A 17,035-nucleotide genomic window follows, 5' to 3' on the forward strand; every position below is an offset into this window, starting at 1 on the left:
GTGGGATGGGCCGTTGGTCAGAGCCAACCCTTGATACGGTCCGTCATGACCGCCGTGGAGATGCCGTAGCGGTCGTGCAGCGTGGGCAGCGCGCCGGCGGCCAGGAACTGGTCGGGAAGCCCGATGTGGCGGAACACCGGGGTGACGCCGGAGCGCAGCAGCAGCCCGGCCACCGCCTCGCCCAGCCCGCCGATCACCGAATGGTTCTCGGCCACCACCACCATGCGGCCGGTGCGCCCGGCCTCGCGCAGGATGGTCTCGGCGTCGAGCGGCTTGATGGTCGGGACATGCAGGACGGCGGCGTCCACCTTGTCGGCCGCCAGCGCCGCCGCCACCTCCAGCGCCCGCATCGTCATGATGCCGGAGGAAACGATCAGCACGTCCCGGCCGTCGCGGATGGTCTTGGCCTTGCCCAGCTCGAAGCGGTAGCCGTACTCGTCCAGCACCAGCGGCACGTTGCCGCGCAGCAGGCGCAGATAGACCGGGCCCTTGTGGGCAGCCATCACCGGCACCGCCTGCCCGATCTCGTGCGCGTCGCAGGGATCGATGACGGTCATGTTCGGCATGGCGCGGAACAGCGCCAGATCCTCGGTCGCCTGATGGCTGGGGCCGTAGCCGGAGGTCAGGCCGGGCAGCGCGCAGGCGATCTTGACGTTCAGATCCTCCTCCGCGATCGTCTGGTGGATGAAGTCGTAGGCCCGGCGGGAGGCGAAGACCGCGTAGGTGGTGGCGAAGGGCATGAAGCCCTCGTGCGCCAGCCCGGCCGCCGCCCCGAACAGGAGCTGCTCCGCCATCCCCATCTGGTAGAAGCGGTCGGGGAAGGCCTTGGCGAAGATGTGCAGGTCCGTGTATTTGCCGAGATCGGCGGTCATGCCGACGATCTCCGGCCGCTGGCCGGCCAGCTCGACCAGCGCGTGACCGAAGGGGGCGGACACCGTGCGCTGCCCTTCCCCCGCGATGGAGGCGATCATCGCCGAGGTCTTGAGCTTCGGCTTGGCGGCGGGGGCGGCGGGGGCGTTGCTGCTCATCGGGTCCTCCCGGCGTCGAGGGCTTCCAGCGCCAGTTGCCATTCTTCGGGATCGACGCGGATGAAGTGGTTCTTCTCGCGGGCTTCCAGGAACGGCACGCCGCAGCCCATCTTGGTGTCGGCGACGATCATGCGGGGCTTCTGCTCGGGATGGTCGCGGGCGGCGTCGAAGGCGGCGATGACGGCGTCGAGGTCGTTGCCGTCGATCCGCTGCACGAACCAGCCGAAGGCCTGCAGCTTGTCCACCAGCGGCTCGAAGGCCATCACCTGGGTGGAGGGGCCGTCGGCCTGCTGGTTGTTGACGTCCACGACGGCGATCAGGTTGTCGAGCTTCCAGTGGGCGGCCGACATGATCGCCTCCCACACCGAACCCTCGTCCAGCTCGCCGTCGGAGAACAGGGTGTAGACGCGCGAGGCGGAGCCCTTGCGCTTCAGGCCCAGCCCGATGCCGACGGCGATCGACAGCCCGAGGCCCAGGGAGCCGCCCGACATCTCCATGCCCGGCGTGTAGCTGGCCATGCCCGACATGGGCAGCCGGCTGTCGTCGCTGCCGTAGGTCTCCAGCTCCTCGTCGGGGATGAAGCCGGCCTCGATCAGGGCGGCGTACAGCGCGATGGCGTAATGGCCGTTCGACAGCAGGAAGCGGTCGCGCTCCTCCCAATGCGGGTCGTCGGGGCGGACGCGCATAGCGTGGAAATAGGCCACCGCCAGCACGTCGGCGATGTCGAGCGCCTGGGCGATGTAGCCCTGGCCCTGCACCTCGCCCATCCGCACCGCGTTGCGGCGGATGCGGTAGGCGCGCTCGGCCAGATCCACATTGTGGCCGATCGGGTTGTGGCCGATGGGGCCGGTCGGGTTGGTGTCCATGGGTTCTCCCGTGGTCGCTGGCCCGCTCAATGGATGAGCATGCCGCCGTTGACGTCGAGCACCGCGCCGGTGATGTAGCCGGACAGGTCCGACGCCAGGATCAGGCAGGCCCGCGCCACATCCTCGGCATCGCCCAGCCGGTTCAGCGGGATGCCCTTCAGGATCTCCGTGCGCATGGCGTCGGTCAGCTTGCCGCCGGTGATGTCGGTCTGGATCAGGCCGGGGGTGATGGAGTTGACGCGGATGCCGTCCGGTCCCAGCTCGCGCGCCATCGCCTTGGCGAGGCCGAGCACGCCGGCCTTCGCGGCGCTGTAGTGCGGGCCGCCGAAGATGCCGCCGCCGCGCTGCGCCGACACCGACGACATGCAGACGATGGAGCCGGACTTGCGCTCGCGCATGTGCGGCACGACGGCCTGGCTCATGTAGAGGGTGCCGCGCAGGCTGACGTCGAGTACCGCGTCGTAGTTCTCCGGCCCGATGTCCATGAACTTCAGCGGCTGGGTGATGCCGGCGTTGTTGACCAGCACGTCCACCCGCCCGAACTCGCCGACGATGCGCTCGGCCACCGCGACGCAGGCGGCCTTGTCGGTCACGTCGCAGGCGTAGCCGCGGTGCGCCTCGCCCAGTTCGGCGGCGGCGGCCTCGGCCTGGGCGGCGTCGAGGTCGAGGATGATCGAACGGCCGCCGTGCAGCGCGAACAGACGGGCGGTGGCGCGGCCGATGCCGCGGCGGGACGCGGCACCCGTGATCACGCAGACCTTGTTGGAAAGCAGCATGTCCTCTCCTTTGCACGCAGCCGCCCGCGGCGGCGTCGCGCGCCGCGTCCTGGAGCTGCCGGAATTTTTCGATTTGTGTTGCGGATGATCCGTGTCATCCGCCGATTGATGGGACAACTGTATGATCTTGAGCTGAATTGGACAAATGAATAAGATCGCTTTTTGATGAGCTGAATTCATGGATATACCGCCGTGCGGAAACGCGTGTCCATCAAGGCCGTGCAAGCCTTCGAAGCCGCCGCAAGGCTCGGCTCCTTCGCGCTCGCGGCCGAGGATCTGGCCGTGACGCCATCCGCGGTAAGCCATCAGATTCGTATTCTGGAGGATCAGCTTGGGGTGCGGCTGTTCCACCGCGTGCACCGGTCGGTGGTGCTGACCGACGGCGGGCGCGTCTACGCCGCGGAGGTGACGGCCGCCTTCGCCCGCATCGAGGCGGCGACGCAGAACGCCGCCATGGCCGGAGGCAGCGCCATCCTGACGGTCCACTCGACGCCCAGTTTCGCCACGCAGTGGCTGATGCCGCGGCTGGCGCGGTTCCAGGAGCAGCATCCCGGCATCGACATCCGGCTCCAGGCGTCCGTCACCCCGGTGGATTTCGCGGCCGGGGTGGTGGATGTGGACATCCGCTACAACCCCGGCCCGGCCGCGGTGGGCACGGTGCTGGTGCCCTTCCCGGAGGACACCATCGTGCCGATGTGCTCTCCCGGCCTGGCGCGCGGGCTGAAGCCGATCCGCCGGCCGGCGGATCTGTCCCACCACACGCTGATCCATTCGGAGGTGAACATCCTCGGCTGGCGCGACTGGGCGCGCCTGCACCGGCGTGTGCCGCTCGACCTCGAACGCGGTCCGCGCTTCGACCGCAGCTTCATGGCGATCAGCGCCGCCGTGGACGGGCTGGGCGTCTGCATCGACAGTCTGCTGCTGGCCGAACGCGAGCTGCTGTCCGGCCGGCTGGTGGTGCCCTTCGCCACGCCGGGCCTTAAGGCGCAGGGCCATGGGCTGGTGACCCTGAAATCCGCCGCCGACCAGGCGAAGATCCGCGCCTTCCGCGAATGGCTCTTCTCCGAGCTGAAGAAGGGCCGGCAGGGGGAGGAACGGTTCCTCAAGGGGCCGGCGGACTGACCCGCGCGTGCCCCTCTCTCAGCCGTCCGTCCAGTCGAAGCGCAGCGGCGCTTCGCGGAAGGCGAAGCGGTCGAGATGGCTGGCCACCACGCCCTTGAGCCCGTCGCGCTGGCCCTCGGCGCTCGCCTCGATCCGGCAGTCCAGCGCGTCCGCGTCAGCCACCAGGGTGAGGGTGGCGGGGCCGGGCCAGTCGGCGCCGCGGATGTCGCGGGGGAAGACCACGCTGCCCCGCTCCGCCGTGAACTCGACGGTGAGGTTGTGGCCCCAGTGCTTGCAGAGCTGTTGCAGGTAGCGGCTGCCGTTGGCGGTGGGCACACGCGCCGCGGTGGCGAAGACGGCCACCGTCATGGCAGCCGCTCGATGCGCTGAGCCGCCTCGTCCAGGATGGCGGCGGCGGCGTGGATGGTGTCGGCCTCCACCCCCTCGCGGCCGAGCCGGTGCATCAGCACCGCGCGCAGATTGTCCATGGCGCGGCGGATCGGCGCGCCGTCGGTGCGCTCGCGCCGGGCGGCCAGGGCGCCGAGCTTGGCGAGGACCGCCTCAACGACGTCCTTCTCGGCATCGAGCCGGGCGATGCCGTCGGTGGTGGCGGTGAAGGCCTTGCGGGTGCCCTCGTCGCCGGCCTTCTCGATCTGGCCCAGCTCCTCCAGCATCGACAGCATGGGGTAGACGACGCCGGGGCTGGGCGCATAGGCCCCGCCCGTCCGCTCTTCGATGGCGCGGATCAGGTCGTAGCCGTGGCGCGGCTGCTCGGCCAGCAGCTTCAGCAGCACGAGCTGGAGCTCGCCACCCTCGAAGGCACGGCGACGCCCGCCGCGTCCCCCCTCGTCGTGATGGTGCCCGTGGCCGTGCCCGAAGCCATGACGCCCGCCACCGCGGTGCATGGCGTGGTGCCGGGCGCGCAGGGCGCCGCAGGCCTTGATGAATGAACGCATGACTGTCTCCAACCTATTCAAGATAGGTCAAGATATATCTTAGTTAGGTTTGAAAGGCAAGGCCCTTGTCAACAGCGACGCTGCGCGAACCGCGGGGCTGGGCACCGCCGCTCTCATGATTGCACTCGTATGCATTTCCGGAGACAATCGGGTTGTTGTTGGACTGAAAGAAACCCCTTACGCGTGCTTATCAGATTCTGTGTTGCTACTTTTCTTCTGGTCCTGGCGCTGCCGGCCGCCGCCGGGGAGGCGCCGCTGTCGGATTGGGGCGGCACCGGGCTGCTGCAAGGCCCGGTCGCGCGGATGCTTCCCGACGGCAGCGTCGCCGCCGGTTTCACACGTTTGGGGGATTTGCAGCGGCATCTGTTCGTCACCGCCCAGCCGCTGCCCTGGCTGGAGCTGACTTTCCGGCAGACCGCCTACCCCAACTATTACGGCCTGTTCGAACCCGGTCTTGACGTCAAGCTCCGCCTCGTGAAGGAGGGGGAACTGTGGCCGGAGATCGCCATCGGCGGGCGCGACGTCGCCGGGTCCGGCTTCGTGCTGCCGGGAACCGGGCGCTTCGCCGGCGAATATGTGGTGGCGACACGGCGCTGGTGGGATGTCGACCTGACGGTCGGGCTGGGCTGGGGCCGCTTCGCCGGGCGCAACGCCGTGCCCAACCCGCTGGGCTGGCTGGGCGGGCGCTACGCGCGCGACCGCGACCCGGCCGACACCACCGTCCGCGGCCCGCGCGCGTGGTTCACCGGACAGGACGCGGCACTCTTCGGCGGGGTCGCGTGGCGCACCCCGCTGCCCGGCCTGACGCTGAAGCTGGAATACTCCGCCGATTCCTTCCGCGCCGAGCGGCAGGAAGACCCGGCCTTCCGCGCCGGCATCCCGGTCAACGCCGGCCTGTCCTGGCGGCCTGTGGAGTGGCTGGAGATCGGGGCCGGGTTCGAGCAGGGGCGGCGCACCATGCTGCGCGTCGCCACGCGGCTGACGCCGCGCCTGCTGGCCGACGATCCGGTGGACACGCCGCCCCCGGCGGTCGGGGCCCCTCCGGCCAGCACCGCCCAAGCGGCCGACGCCGTGACGCTGGGGCGTATGGCGCGGGCCGAGGGGCTGCCGCTCACCGCGGTCGAGGCGGCGGGGGATCGCGCCGTCGCCTGGCTGGCCCTGTCGGGTCCGGACGGCGGGCCGCTGGCGCGCACGGTCGGCCGCACAGCGCGGCTGCTGGCCGACGGCGCCCCGTCCGAGGCCGACGCGGTCACGGTGGTCACCGGCGCCCGCGGGCTGGACGGCCTTGCCGTCACGCTCGACCGCGACGGGGTCGCGCGCGCCGCGAACGCCCGCGGCAGCGCGGAGGAGCTGTGGCGGACCGCCGCCATCGCCCCCGCCGCCACGGCCGGCCCCGCCCCCGGCCGATCCTGGGGGCTGGAGCCGGTGCTGCGCAGCACCATCGACCTGAGCCTGTCGGAACGCGGGATGGCGCCGGTGTCGCGCGCCTACACCGACGCGTCCATCCGGCTGGAGCCGCTGTCCGGGCTGGTGCTGGGCGCCGGTGTGCGGGCGGAGGCGGGCGACACCCTGGCTTGGCTGGACGGCTCCGCCATCCCGGCCGAACGGCCGGTGCGCAGCGACCTGCCGCTCTACGCCGAGGCCGGGGCGGGGATCGAGCACGCCTGGGTCTCCTGGCTCGACAGCCCGGCGGAGGGCTGGCACGCCCGCCTGTCCGCCGGCCATTTCGAGGAGATGTTCGGCGGCGTCTCGGCCGAGCTGCTGCGCAAGCCCCTGCTCTCCCGCTGGGCGCTGGGGCTGGATGTGAACCGGGTGTGGAAGCGCCCGCCGGGTGGCATCCTGCGCGTGGACGACGACAACGTCGTCACCACGGGTCACCTCTCCGCCTATCTGGACGGCGAGGGGGAGGAGGGGTGGAGCGGCGCCCTGCGGCTGGGCCGCTATCTCGGCGGCGACTGGGGCGGTACGGTGGAGCTGTCGCGCCGCTGGGAGGGCGGCATCCGTCTCGCCGCCCACATGACCTGGACCGACGGCCCCCGCCCCGGCCAGAGCCCCTACGCCGGGCGGCTGGAGCATGGGGTGGCGCTGGTGGTGCCGCTGCACGCGCTGGCGCGCATGGGCATCGACGCGGCGGTGGGAGGCAGCGTCCGCACGCTCGGGCGCGACGCCGGCCAGCGGCTGGAGGCGCCGCTGCCGCTGCACGACACCTTGGACCCCGCCGGCTTCGGCCGGCTGGCCGGCACATGGCGCCGCCTGATGGAGTGACAAGACGCAGTATCGACGGCGTTTCGCGGTGCGCTGCGGAAGTCGGGGCCCCCGGAAGGGTGGCAGGAACTTTCCCCGCGCCCGCCCGTTACTGGAATGCGCGGCACACATGCCACCGGAAAACGGGCTAGGGGGCGGTTTCCGCAAGGTCCCGCATGTCGGCCGCAGGTGACGGAGGGAAAGATGCTTTATTGGGCCGCTGTGTTTCTTGTGATCGCGCTGGTCGCCGGTCTGTTCGGCTTCGGCGGTGTGGCGAGCGCGTCCGCGGGCATTGCCCAGTTCCTGTTCTTCCTGTTCGTGGTGCTGTTCGCCGCGAGCCTGATCCTGGGTCTCGTCCGCAGGCGCTAGACCCGCCGGTCTCCAGTCTCTCGATGTTTCGCCTCGCACCTGGCGGCAGCGTCCCCACGCGGGCGCTGCCGTTTTCTTGAAGGGAAACGGTTCAGTCCTCGTCGTCGTCGGACGGCACCCGGCCTTCCATCAGATAGCGCAACGCCTTGCGACCGCGCGACAGACGCGACTTCACGGTGCCGATGGAAATGCCGAGGATGTCGGCCGCCTCGCCGTAGGAGATGCCCTCCAGCCCGATCAGCAGCACCACCTCGCGCTGCTCGGCCGGCAGGCGGCCAAGGGCGCGGCGCAGGTCGCGCAGTTCCAAAGTGACGATCTGTGCGCCGGACGCGGAACCGATGCTCGCCTGCGCCTCCGCGTCGATGTCCACCACGGTCTGGCGCCGGCGGATGGCGTTGATGTGCAGATTGCGCAGGATGGTGAAGAGCCAGGCGCGCAGATTGGTGCCCGGCTTCCACAGATGAAGCCGCGACAGCGCGCGCTCCAGACATTCCTGCACAAGATCGTCGGCCAGTGTGGCGTCGCGCACCATCGCGCGGGCGAATCGGCGCAGCCGCGGGATTTCGCCCTCGATCTGCTTGATGATGGCCGGATCGGGGGGACCGGAGGGACGTTCGGGCCGCTGATCCCCGGCCTCGTGCTCCAGGCCCTCGCCCTGTCCGATCGCGTCGTCGTCCGGCGCGATCGTGTCAACCGGAGCGGGGCGCACCGGGTTGGCGACGTGGTTGGCCATGGGTGAAACGCTGCCTCCGTGAACTGGTGCCGGAGGAGCCGTCCCGGCGGGCCGGCTCCGGACCGATGGCCAGCGTGCGCATTCCACACACGCACGGTCCCCGGAATACCCGAGGATAACCATCGGTCTCACAGTACCTAATCCCCGCCGACCCCGCTCGCCAGTCGGGAAAAAGGCTAGGTCGCTTCGCAAGGCGGTGAGCGTAAGCCCAGCCACCGATTCCGCGTGCGGCATGCCTTTCGTGGGGTGCCGCAATCTCCACCTCTGCCGTACCGGATGGTTCATCCCGGTCGTTCGTCATGGCCGCGTCTGCGGTTCGTCCAGGCCGGTTTGGCCGAGCGCCGGGATTCCGCATCTTCCGAATGCGCCGCCGGATGCGCCGCGGGCGTCGCGCGAATTGGACCGGAACCAGCCGATTGCCCCACTGTGCGGCGCCGCGTTCGCACGCTTCATTGGTGGGCGGTTATCCCGCTGTCACCGACGCCGTCCGGTCCCACCCAGCACCCTCATCGGGAACCGGACGGTCCACCGAATGTGCCCCGCGGGTGCAAGGGAAGCAGGGCGGAAGAAGGGCCGGACCACACGGCCCCCGCCATCGTTCCTCCGGCATCCGCGAGGCGAGAAGAGGAACCGCATGCGACGCATCGCAATGAGCCTGGCCGTCAGCGCCGTCTGCCTGTTTCCGATGGCGGCCTCCGCCGGTTGGGCGGAGAAGACCGTCAAGGCGCTGGAAGCGCTGGCCCAGAAGGGCAGCATGCGCGCCCAGTTCGAGCTGGCCGACCTCTATGAATCCGGCAAGGGGACCAAACGCGACGCGCGCCGGGCCTTGTCCTACTACTGCCAGGCCGCCCGCCAGGGTCATGCGGAGGCCGCCTACCGCGCCGGCCAGATGCACATCGCCGGCAACGGCGGGGTGACGGCGAGCGACGAGTTGGGCCATGGCTGGATGCGTCGGGCGGCGTGGCTGGGCTACGGCAACGCGCTGCGCTACGTGAAGTTGCCCGGCGCCGAGCCGAAGGCGCCGGAGAAGTGCGAGCCGCCCAACGTCAACTGGAACGGCATCCGGATGCCGCCGGCCGAGGTGAAGGCGATCGTCGCCAAGCTGGCCCCGACCTACGGCCTCGACCCCGACCTGGTGCTCGCCGTCATCGCGGTGGAATCCGGATTCCGGCCGGGCGTGGTGTCGCCCAAGAGCGCCATGGGGCTGATGCAGCTCATCCCGGAGACGGCGCAGCGCTTCGGCGTCACCGACGCGTTCGACCCCACCCAGAACATCCGCGGCGGCATGAAGTACCTGCGCTGGCTGCTCGCCTATTTCGACGGCGACGTCACGCTGGCGCTCGCCGGCTACAACGCGGGCGAAGGGGCGGTCACCCAGTACAAGGGCGTGCCGCCCTACCGCGAGACGCAGGATTATGTGGTGAAGGTGCACGGCATCTACGCCGCCAAGCGTCACCCCTTCGACCGCGCGGTGGTGGCGTCCGCCGGCCTCAAGCCGCAGAAGGAGCAGGTGGCGGAGCTGTCCTTCACCGCCCCGCGGCTTCAGCCGAAGAGGGTGTCGATGGAGGACTGATCGAGCGGGCGAACCGGCGCCGGCTCCGCCGCCGGCCGCGCCGGGGCGGCAGTCGGAGCGGGCTTGCCGTTCAGCAGCCGGTCGATCTCGTCCTGGTCGATGCCGGTGTCGGTGGGGCCGTTCAGCAGATGGGCGTCGGGGCGGTGGTCCTGCGGCTCCCGCGGCAGGTCGGCCGTAGCCACCCCTTCCACCCCCCACAGATCCATCAGCGTCAGGATGCGCTGCTCGATGTAGCGCAGAGCGTTCACCACCTTGGTGGTGCGCTGCCCGGTCAGATCCTGGAACGAGCAGGCGGTGAAGATGGTGGTCACCTCGTGGTCGAGCACCGCCACCAGCGCGTCCGGTGCGCCGGCCTTGCGCAGCAGGTTGGCGGCCTCCAGCACCCGCTCGGCCGAGCCCAGGATCTCGATGGACGCGCGCTCGGTGGACAGCACGATGGCGTCCAGCTCGTTGGCGGCTGACGTGATGCGGTCATCGCCGTCCTTGGGACGGATGGCGGCGATCTCGCGCCGCGCCTGCACGATGGAGGCGCTCATATCCTGCAGCTCGCGGCGCAGCACGTCCACATGGCGCGCCACGTTGGCCGCCGCCTCGTGCCGCTGCCACGCATCCTGCAGGGTGGTCATCATGCCGCGGACCTCGTCCAGCCCCACGGTGCGCGCACGCTTTGCGTGCTCGGCGAGGAAGGCCCGTCCGTCCGGCGTGTCGGCGAGCGACGCTTCGATCTCGCGATACCGCGCGTCCGCAAGTGCAAGATCCTCGGCCATCCCCCACCCCACCGGTCACAGGCTGCGTTTCGGGCCGGCAGTATTCATCGCCAATCATTAACGAACTTCGCACATCCTGGTGGAATCGCCGGCGTTCCGGCCGAACCGCCCCTCCACGCCTTCGACTGTCGCCGTCCGCTTTCCGGCGGTTACGGTGAACCTCAAGACGAGCGCTGCCGGGCGACTGTTGCAAAACCAGAACAGCAAACAAGTAAGCTGTGGTTTGGTCCAATTTATCACAGGCACGGCCGCGTTCACGCTTAATGATTTGGTTACAAAGCCCTTCGTATCATCCTTTCACATGGCAATTCTTGTCATGTTGAGAAGGAAGCCCCGCATGCCCATGGCCGCCGACGTCGATACCATCGAGCGCACCTCGATCGTCACCTACACGCTCATGAAGGAATTGCACGAGGTTCTCGCCCTGCCGCAGCAACCGGACGATGTGACGCTGGGCATGCTGATGGGCCTGTCGATGTTCCTCGACGAGAAGGTCGGGCCGATGCGGGCCAAGCGCCTGATGACCGAAGCGCCGACCATCGTGCTGAAGACCGATGCCCATGTGACGCCGGAGCAGATGCAGCGGATCCTTCCCGTGCTGCGCGCCTTCGGCGACCATCTGAAGGAGACGCGCGTCGCCGCCGACGCGCCGGCCGCCAGCAAGGTCATCTGACCGCCGGCCCTTTTCGCCTTGCGGGCGGTCCATCGGGTAACAGTGTGACCATCGTCACTTCGCATGAGGTGTGCAGGCCGTAGCGTGGCGTCGGTTCCAGGAAATGTCGCGAGGGAATAGAGCTCCCGGCTGCTACGTTTCCCCGGACGGAGGCGATCGGAAACGAAGGAGACGGACATGCGAATCGCAGGCAGGCTGGCACTCGGCCTTGGTGCCGTGAACCTCTTCACCCTCGTCCTGATCGCCGCCGTCTCCGCCGAGGACGGTTCCTGGGCGAAGCGCAACAAGCTGCCGCCCGCCCACGCCATCCCGGTTTCCGAGGTGGCCCTGCGCGCCGAGCGGTCGGGCCTCGACCGCATCGTGCGCATCGACACCGACGGCACAAGCTACCGCGTCGAGGGGCTGGACGGTTCCGGCCGCCGCGTCGATCTCCGCGTCGATCCCGTCAGCGGCACCGTGACGCGCTGACAAGGCCCCGCCGACGGGGCGGCTTGACCACACCCGCGTTTCGGCCGATGCTTCCCGGCAGGCCAGGAAGGGGCTCGGCGGTGATGGACTGGATCACGGCGCTCGCCGTCGTCATGATCTGTGCCGGCGTGACCATCAGCGTCGTCGTGCTGGTGGCCGTCGGGTCGATCAGGCGCAGCCTCAACGACGGCGCCGCGCGCCAGGCGCAGCAGGCACGCCGCATGGCGGAGACCGTCGCCACCCTCGGCCTTCAGCTCCAGAACGCGCAGACCCGCATCGACGCGCTCACCGACTCCAACCGGCGTCTCGCCGAACAGCTCACGGCGCTCGGCGAACGGGTGGGCGACGGGGACGCCGGCTTGCGGACGGGCGGCCCGGCGAGGCTGCTCCACTGATGACCACCCGCAACAGCCCGATCGACGCCAGCGCCGAGCGCCGGCGCTGGAACGACAGCGCCGGGAGCTGGGACCGCTGGGCCGACGCCATGGCCGACATCGCCGACAAGCTCAACCAGCCGCTGCTCGACGCCGGCGGGGTGGACCAGGGGCACGCCGTGCTGGATCTTGCGTCCGGGGCCGGCGAGCCGGCCTTCAGCGCCGCACGGCGTGTCGGGCCCGGCGGTCTGGTGATCGGCACCGACATCGTGCCGGCCATGCTGGCCGGTGCGGTGCGCCGCGCCGCGGCCCTGCCGCCACCGGTCCCGTGCTTCGCCGCCGCCGACATGACCGGGCTGCCCTTCCCCGACCACGCGTTCGACCGGGTGACATGCCGCTTCGGCATCATGTTCGTTCCCGACGTGCAGGCGGCCCTGCTGGACGTGCGGCGCGTGCTGCGCCCGGCCGGACGCGCGGCCTTCATGGTGTGGGGCCCGCGGTCCGACAACGCCCTGTTCGACGTGGTGGCCGACGCGGTCGACCAGCATCTGGGCGCGGACGCGGACCGCGCGCTCGACCCGCTCTTCCGCTTCGCCGGGGCGGGGGAGCTGGCGGAACGGCTGGACGCCGCCGGTTTCACCGCGGTGTCCGAACATGCGCTGACCCCCGTCCGCCACGCCAAACCGGGCCAGCCCTTCTGGAAAGCGACGTTGGAGATGAGCTTCGCCCAGCGCCTCTCCGGCCTGACGGCCGCCCGGCGCGCGGCGTTGGATGCCGACATCGACGCGCGCTTCGCCGCCCGCGCGCTGGGCGGTACGGTGCCGCTGCCTGTCCATGTGCGGATCATCGTCGGCAGCCGGCCGGGCTGAACCCACCCGGCAAGGATTTCCCGCCTTTTCCGGCCCGCCGCTTGCATCGCCCCTCCCATCCGTTGATGGGACCGACCAGCGATGAGCAGCGTCACCGACATCCAGGGCATGGCCACCGGCCTCCAGCAATCCGTGGATGCCGCCATGAAGCGGCTCCAGGATCAGGCCAAGAGCGCCGATCCGGCGCCGGAGAACGTCCAGGAATTCGAGCAGGACGTCCGCAAGAAGGCGCTCAACATCCCCTCGCTCGCCACCGACATCGGGGTGCTGACCAAGGACGTCAGCCGCCTCAACGTCATGAGTCAGCTCGGCAAGAACGACCCGGTCGATTTCTACAAGGTCAAGGTGACCACCGCCGGCGAGGTGACGCTGGGCCGTGTCGGCGACGAGGGCGTGCGCTTCCAGCTCATGGACAAGTCCGGCACGATCATCGCCGACAGCGACCCCGGCCAGGGGAAGGCCTACGACGCCTTCCAGAAGATGCAGGGCGGCACCCAGCCGCTGGACCGCGGCGATTACACCGTGCGCATCAGCCGCGACAAGTCGGTCCCGCAGACGGAGCAGCGCAACTACGCCTTCCAGCTGCGCATGGGGACCTACAGCAAGGACTACGACACGATCGCCCGCCAGCCGAAGGAGGGCGACCGGCCCTTCGACCCGCCCTCCTACCTCGCCATGCTCAACGGCGGCTCCGCCACCGGCGGCACCGCCGCCGGCAACTCCCTGGCCAGCATCCTGCTGGCCGGCTCCGGCGGGCGCGGGTCGCTGTTCAACGGGCTGTTCTGAGCGCCCCTACTGCACGACGATGCGCGGTGCCGCGCGGCCCGACGCCCCGCCCGACACCTTCTCCCACACGCGGGCGGCAATGCGGCGGTAGACCTTGGCGTGCTCGGACTCCGGCGTGGCGACGACGACCGGGGTGCCGGCGTCGGAGGTCTCGCGGATGACGATGTCCAGCGGGATCTCGCCCAGGAACTCCGCCCCCAGCCGCTCCGCCTCGCGCTTCGCCCCGCCGTGGCTGAACACGTCGGTGCGGTGGCCGCAGTTGGGGCAGCAGAAATAGCTCATGTTCTCGATGATGCCGAGCACCGGCACATCCACCTTGCGGAACATGTTCAGCCCCTTGCGGGCGTCGAGCAGGGCGATGTCCTGCGGGGTGGAGACGATGACCGCTCCGGCCAGCGGCACCTGCTGCGCCATGGTGAGCTGGGCGTCGCCGGTGCCGGGCGGCATGTCGACCACCAGCACGTCCAGCTCGCCCCAGTTGACGTCGCGCAGCATCTGCTGGAGCGCGCTCATCACCATCGGGCCGCGCCAGATCATCGGCGTGTCCTCGGCGACCAGGAAGCCCATGGACATCACCTTGACGCCGTAATTCTCCATCGGCTCCAGCACCTTGCCGTCGCGGCTGGTGGGCCGGCCGGAGATGCCCATCATGCGCGGCATGGAGGGGCCGTAGATGTCGGCGTCGAGCAGCCCGACGCGCAGGCCGTTGGCGGCCAGCCCGAGGGCGAGGTTGGTGGCGGTGGTGGATTTGCCCACCCCGCCCTTGCCCGAGGCCACCGCGACGATCGCCCGCACCCCCGGCACCAGCGGCTTCTCCGGCTGCTGGGCCGGGTGCGCGTGGCCGTGCCCCTGCCCGCCCCCATGGTTGTGGTTGTGGCCGGGCGCCGGCCCGTGCGCATGGCCGTGCCCGCCGCCGGAGGAGGCGACGCGGTGCGCGGTCAGCACCGCCGTCACCGAGGTGACGCCGGGGATGCGGTCCACCACCTTTTCGGCGGCGTGGCGGAGCGGTTCCGCCTGTGGACCGCGGCGCGGGTCCACCTCGATGGCGAACGCCACGTTGCCATCCTTGATCGCGAGGCCGGAAATCATCCTGAGGGTCACGATGTCGGCACCGCGGTCAGGGTCCTGAACGGTGCCGAGCGCCGCGAGGACTTGGGCTTCGGTAACCTGCGCCATGGTTGAAAACTCCAGTTCCTTCACGATATTGGCGGATATCCCTCCGACGGCCGCCCCCTTGCGGGTGATAGCACTATAGGGCTGCGGAGCGGGCATGGTAAAGGGACCGGCCGACCGTCGAGTGCGCGAACAAGAGGAACGACACGAATGCCTTGGACCAATCAGGGAGGGGGTGGCGGAGGCGGCCCCTGGGGACCTCCGCCGGGCGGCGGAGGCCCGAACCCGTGGGGCCGCCCGTCGGGCGGCGGCGGGGGCGGACCGCAACCGCCGGATCTGGAGGAACTTCTGCGCCGCAGCCAGGACCGGCTGAAACGCGTGATGCCCGGCGGCTTCGGCAGCGGCCGCGGCGTGGCGATCGTGGTCGGCGTGCTGGCCGCCATCTGGCTGGCCAGCGGCATCTATCGTGTCGAGCCCGACGAGCAGGGCGTGGTGATGCGCTTCGGCGAATGGGTGCGCACCGAACAGCCCGGCCTGCGCTACCATCTGCCCAACCCCATCGAGACGGTCCTGTCGCCCAAGGTGACCCGCGTCAACCGCATCGAGGTCGGTTACCGGTCGGCCGGCGACGGGCGGCGCGGCGACCGCGACGTGCCCGACGAAAGCCTGATGCTGACCGGCGACGAGAACATCATCGACGTCGATTTCTCGGTCTTCTGGGTGATCAAGGACGCCGGCGAGTTCCTGTTCAAGATCCGCGACCCCGAAGCCACCGTGAAGAAGGCCGCGGAAAGCGCGATGCGCGAGGTGATCGGGCGCACCGATCTGCAGCCCGCCCTGACCGAGGCCCGCCAGCAGATCGAGCAGCAGACGCTGCAGCTCCTCCAGGCCATGCTCGACGAGTATCAGGCCGGCATCGAGGTGACGCAGGTGCAGCTGCAGAAGGCCGATCCGCCGTCGCCGGTCATCGACGCCTTCAACGATGTGCAGCGCGCCCGTGCCGACCGCGAACGCCTGCGCAACGAGGCCGAAGCCTACCGCAACGACATCATCCCGCGCGCCCGAGGCGAGGCGGAGCGGCTGGTGCAGGAGGCGAGCGCCTACCGCGAGCAGGTCATCAGCCTGGCCCAGGGTGACGCCGACCGCTTCCGCAAGGTGTACGAAGCGTACTCGTTGTCGAAGGACGTGCTGGCCCAGCGCATGTATCTGGAGACGATGGAGGAGGTGCTGCAGGGCACCAACAAGGTGATCATCGACGGGAACGCCCAGGGCGCCCAGGGGGTGGTTCCCTACCTGCCGCTGAACCAGCTGCAGCCGCCGGCGGGCTCCCCGCCCAAGCCCGGCCAGCAGCGCGCGCCGTAAGGAGACCGCACCATGAACCGCAAGCTCTTCGTCGCGGGCATCGCGCTGGTCGTGCTGGGCATCCTGGCGTCGGCGTCGCTGTTCACCGTCAACGAGGCCCAGCAGGCCCTGGTGGTCCGGCTGGGCGACCCGCGCCGCGTGATCCAGGAGCCGGGCCTGAAGCTGAAGCTGCCTTTCTTCGAGAACGTGGTGGTGATGGACCGCCGCGTGCTCGACCTCGACCCGCCGGTCGAGCAGGTCATCCTGGCCGACCAGAAGCGGCTGGACGTGGACGCCTTCGCCCGCTACCGCATCCACGACCCGCTGCGCTTCTTCCAGACCGTCGGCTCCGAGGCGGTGGCGGAGACGCGGCTGAACGCCGTGGTCAACTCCGCGCTGCGCCGCGTGCTCGGCAACGTGACGCTGCTGGCCGTGCTGTCGAACGAACGCGCCCAGGTGATGACCGACATCCGCGGCCAGGTGAACAACGAGGCGCAGCGCCTCGGCATCGAGATCGTGGACGTCCGCATCCGCCGCGCCGACCTGCCGGAGGAGACCAGCCAGGCGATTTTCGCCCGCATGCGCTCCGAACGTGAACGCGAGGCGGCGGAGGCCCGCGCGCAGGGTCAGGAGCAGTCGCAGCAGATCCGCTCCCGCGCCGAGCGCGAACGCACGGTGCTGCTGGCCGAGGCGCAGCGCGATGCGCAGATCCTGCGCGGCGAGGGCGACAACCAGGCGCTGCGCGTGATCGGCGACGCGACCCGCCAGGACGCCCAGTTCTATGCCTTCTACCGGTCGCTGGAAGCCTACCGGAAGTCGCTGAACAAGGACGACACCACCCTGGTGCTGTCGCCCAACAGCGAGTTCTTCCGCTTCTTCGGCGACGGCGTCGGCACGCTGAACGGCACCCAGCGGGCGGCCGAACGCGCCGGTGCGCCGGCCGGGGCCGCGGCCGCGGCCGCGGCCTCGGTACCGCCCGCCGCTCCCGCGGCCGCGCC

At 70.1% G+C, this 17,035-nt stretch carries 19 protein-coding genes; 11 read left to right on the forward strand and 8 right to left on the reverse strand.

Annotation, left to right across the window (positions count from 1 at the left end):
- Window positions 1-17: 17 nt before the first annotated feature.
- From HL658_RS34530 to HL658_RS34540, 3 genes are read right to left on the reverse strand one after another with little or no spacing between them, the layout of a single operon-like run.
- On the reverse strand, window positions 18-1,028 hold the full coding sequence (locus HL658_RS34530) for a transketolase family protein (RefSeq protein ID WP_180282951.1): 1,011 nt from the start codon (window positions 1,026-1,028) through the stop codon (window positions 18-20).
- Complete coding sequence (locus HL658_RS34535) at window positions 1,025-1,894, reverse strand: transketolase (RefSeq protein WP_180282952.1); 870 nt, start codon at window positions 1,892-1,894, stop codon at window positions 1,025-1,027. The genes HL658_RS34530 and HL658_RS34535 overlap by 4 nt, the downstream gene beginning before the upstream one ends.
- Window positions 1,895-1,920: 26 nt before the next feature.
- Window positions 1,921-2,670, reverse strand: a complete 750-nt coding sequence (locus HL658_RS34540) for an SDR family NAD(P)-dependent oxidoreductase (RefSeq protein ID WP_180282953.1) — start codon at window positions 2,668-2,670, stop codon at window positions 1,921-1,923.
- 192 nt (window positions 2,671-2,862) lie between these two features.
- Between HL658_RS34540 and gcvA the strand changes: the two genes are divergently transcribed.
- Window positions 2,863-3,792, forward strand: coding sequence for a transcriptional regulator GcvA (gene gcvA / locus HL658_RS34545; protein ID WP_180282954.1), 930 nt, complete (start codon window positions 2,863-2,865; stop codon window positions 3,790-3,792).
- An 18-nt stretch (window positions 3,793-3,810) separates the two neighbouring features.
- On the opposite strand, the gene HL658_RS34550 is transcribed toward gcvA, so the two are convergent.
- Together HL658_RS34550 and HL658_RS34555 are read right to left on the reverse strand one after the other, a co-directional pair.
- The gene (locus tag HL658_RS34550; protein WP_180282955.1) at window positions 3,811-4,140 is read right to left on the reverse strand and encodes a DUF2218 domain-containing protein; all 330 of its coding nucleotides are present in this window, start codon (window positions 4,138-4,140) and stop codon (window positions 3,811-3,813) included.
- A complete protein-coding gene (locus HL658_RS34555) occupies window positions 4,137-4,727 on the reverse strand; it encodes a PadR family transcriptional regulator (RefSeq protein WP_211109930.1) in 591 nt (196 codons plus the stop codon). Before HL658_RS34555 ends, HL658_RS34550 begins: the two co-directional genes overlap by 4 nt.
- A 183-nt stretch (window positions 4,728-4,910) precedes the next feature.
- On the opposite strand from HL658_RS34555, the gene HL658_RS34560 reads away from it, so the two are divergent.
- Together HL658_RS34560 and HL658_RS34565 are read left to right on the forward strand one after the other, a co-directional pair.
- The gene (locus HL658_RS34560; protein WP_343055423.1) at window positions 4,911-6,992 is read left to right on the forward strand and encodes a YjbH domain-containing protein; all 2,082 of its coding nucleotides are present in this window, start codon (window positions 4,911-4,913) and stop codon (window positions 6,990-6,992) included.
- 183 nt (window positions 6,993-7,175) lie between these two features.
- Window positions 7,176-7,340: a DUF1328 domain-containing protein gene (locus tag HL658_RS34565; RefSeq protein ID WP_180282957.1), complete on the forward strand. Its 165-nt coding sequence runs from the start codon at window positions 7,176-7,178 to the stop codon at window positions 7,338-7,340.
- A gap of 91 nt (window positions 7,341-7,431) precedes the next feature.
- Here the strand turns inward: HL658_RS34565 and HL658_RS34570 are convergent, their stop codons facing one another.
- On the reverse strand, window positions 7,432-8,073 hold the full coding sequence (locus tag HL658_RS34570; RefSeq protein WP_180282958.1) for an RNA polymerase sigma factor: 642 nt from the start codon (window positions 8,071-8,073) through the stop codon (window positions 7,432-7,434).
- 634 nt (window positions 8,074-8,707) lie between these two features.
- On the opposite strand from HL658_RS34570, the gene HL658_RS34575 reads away from it, so the two are divergent.
- Window positions 8,708-9,646, forward strand: coding sequence for a lytic transglycosylase domain-containing protein (locus HL658_RS34575; RefSeq protein WP_180282959.1), 939 nt, complete (start codon window positions 8,708-8,710; stop codon window positions 9,644-9,646).
- On the opposite strand, the gene HL658_RS34580 is transcribed toward HL658_RS34575, so the two are convergent.
- Window positions 9,616-10,413 carry a protein phosphatase CheZ gene (locus HL658_RS34580; protein ID WP_180282960.1) on the reverse strand — a complete coding sequence of 266 codons (798 nt, stop codon included), beginning with the start codon at window positions 10,411-10,413 and terminating at the stop codon, window positions 9,616-9,618. The genes HL658_RS34575 and HL658_RS34580 overlap by 31 nt on opposite strands.
- Window positions 10,414-10,750: 337 nt before the next feature.
- Between HL658_RS34580 and HL658_RS34585 the strand changes: the two genes are divergently transcribed.
- The 5 genes from HL658_RS34585 (at window position 10,751) to HL658_RS34605 (ending at window position 13,583) form a co-directional block, all read left to right on the forward strand.
- On the forward strand, window positions 10,751-11,086 hold the full coding sequence (locus tag HL658_RS34585; protein ID WP_180282961.1) for a hypothetical protein: 336 nt from the start codon (window positions 10,751-10,753) through the stop codon (window positions 11,084-11,086).
- A 177-nt stretch (window positions 11,087-11,263) separates the two neighbouring features.
- Window positions 11,264-11,554 carry a PepSY domain-containing protein gene (locus tag HL658_RS34590; protein WP_180282962.1) on the forward strand — a complete coding sequence of 97 codons (291 nt, stop codon included), beginning with the start codon at window positions 11,264-11,266 and terminating at the stop codon, window positions 11,552-11,554.
- An 83-nt stretch (window positions 11,555-11,637) separates the two neighbouring features.
- Window positions 11,638-11,949 (forward strand): hypothetical protein, encoded by a 312-nt coding sequence (locus tag HL658_RS34595; RefSeq protein ID WP_180282963.1) that lies wholly within the window; start codon window positions 11,638-11,640, stop codon window positions 11,947-11,949.
- Entirely contained in the window at window positions 11,949-12,797 is an 849-nt protein-coding gene (locus HL658_RS34600; RefSeq protein WP_180282964.1) for a class I SAM-dependent methyltransferase, read from the forward strand. The genes HL658_RS34595 and HL658_RS34600 overlap by 1 nt, the downstream gene beginning before the upstream one ends.
- Window positions 12,798-12,878: 81 nt before the next feature.
- Entirely contained in the window at window positions 12,879-13,583 is a 705-nt protein-coding gene (locus HL658_RS34605) for a hypothetical protein (RefSeq protein WP_180282965.1), read from the forward strand.
- Window positions 13,584-13,589: 6 nt separating this feature from the next.
- On the opposite strand, the gene apbC is transcribed toward HL658_RS34605, so the two are convergent.
- Window positions 13,590-14,759 carry an iron-sulfur cluster carrier protein ApbC gene (gene apbC, locus HL658_RS34610; protein ID WP_180282966.1) on the reverse strand — a complete coding sequence of 390 codons (1,170 nt, stop codon included), beginning with the start codon at window positions 14,757-14,759 and terminating at the stop codon, window positions 13,590-13,592.
- Window positions 14,760-14,906: 147 nt separating this feature from the next.
- Here apbC and hflK point away from each other — a divergent pair, with 147 nt between their 5' ends.
- Both hflK and hflC read left to right on the forward strand, forming a co-directional pair.
- A complete protein-coding gene (gene hflK, locus HL658_RS34615; protein WP_180282967.1) occupies window positions 14,907-16,058 on the forward strand; it encodes an FtsH protease activity modulator HflK in 1,152 nt (383 codons plus the stop codon).
- Between the two features lie 12 nt (window positions 16,059-16,070).
- A partial coding sequence (gene hflC, locus HL658_RS34620; protein WP_180287724.1) for a protease modulator HflC occupies window positions 16,071-17,035 on the forward strand: 965 nt, incomplete at its 3' end.

Origin of the sequence: Azospirillum oleiclasticum (assembly GCF_013423485.1) — a bacterium.
In the GTDB taxonomy this organism is placed as follows: Bacteria; Pseudomonadota; Alphaproteobacteria; order Azospirillales; family Azospirillaceae; genus Azospirillum; species Azospirillum oleiclasticum.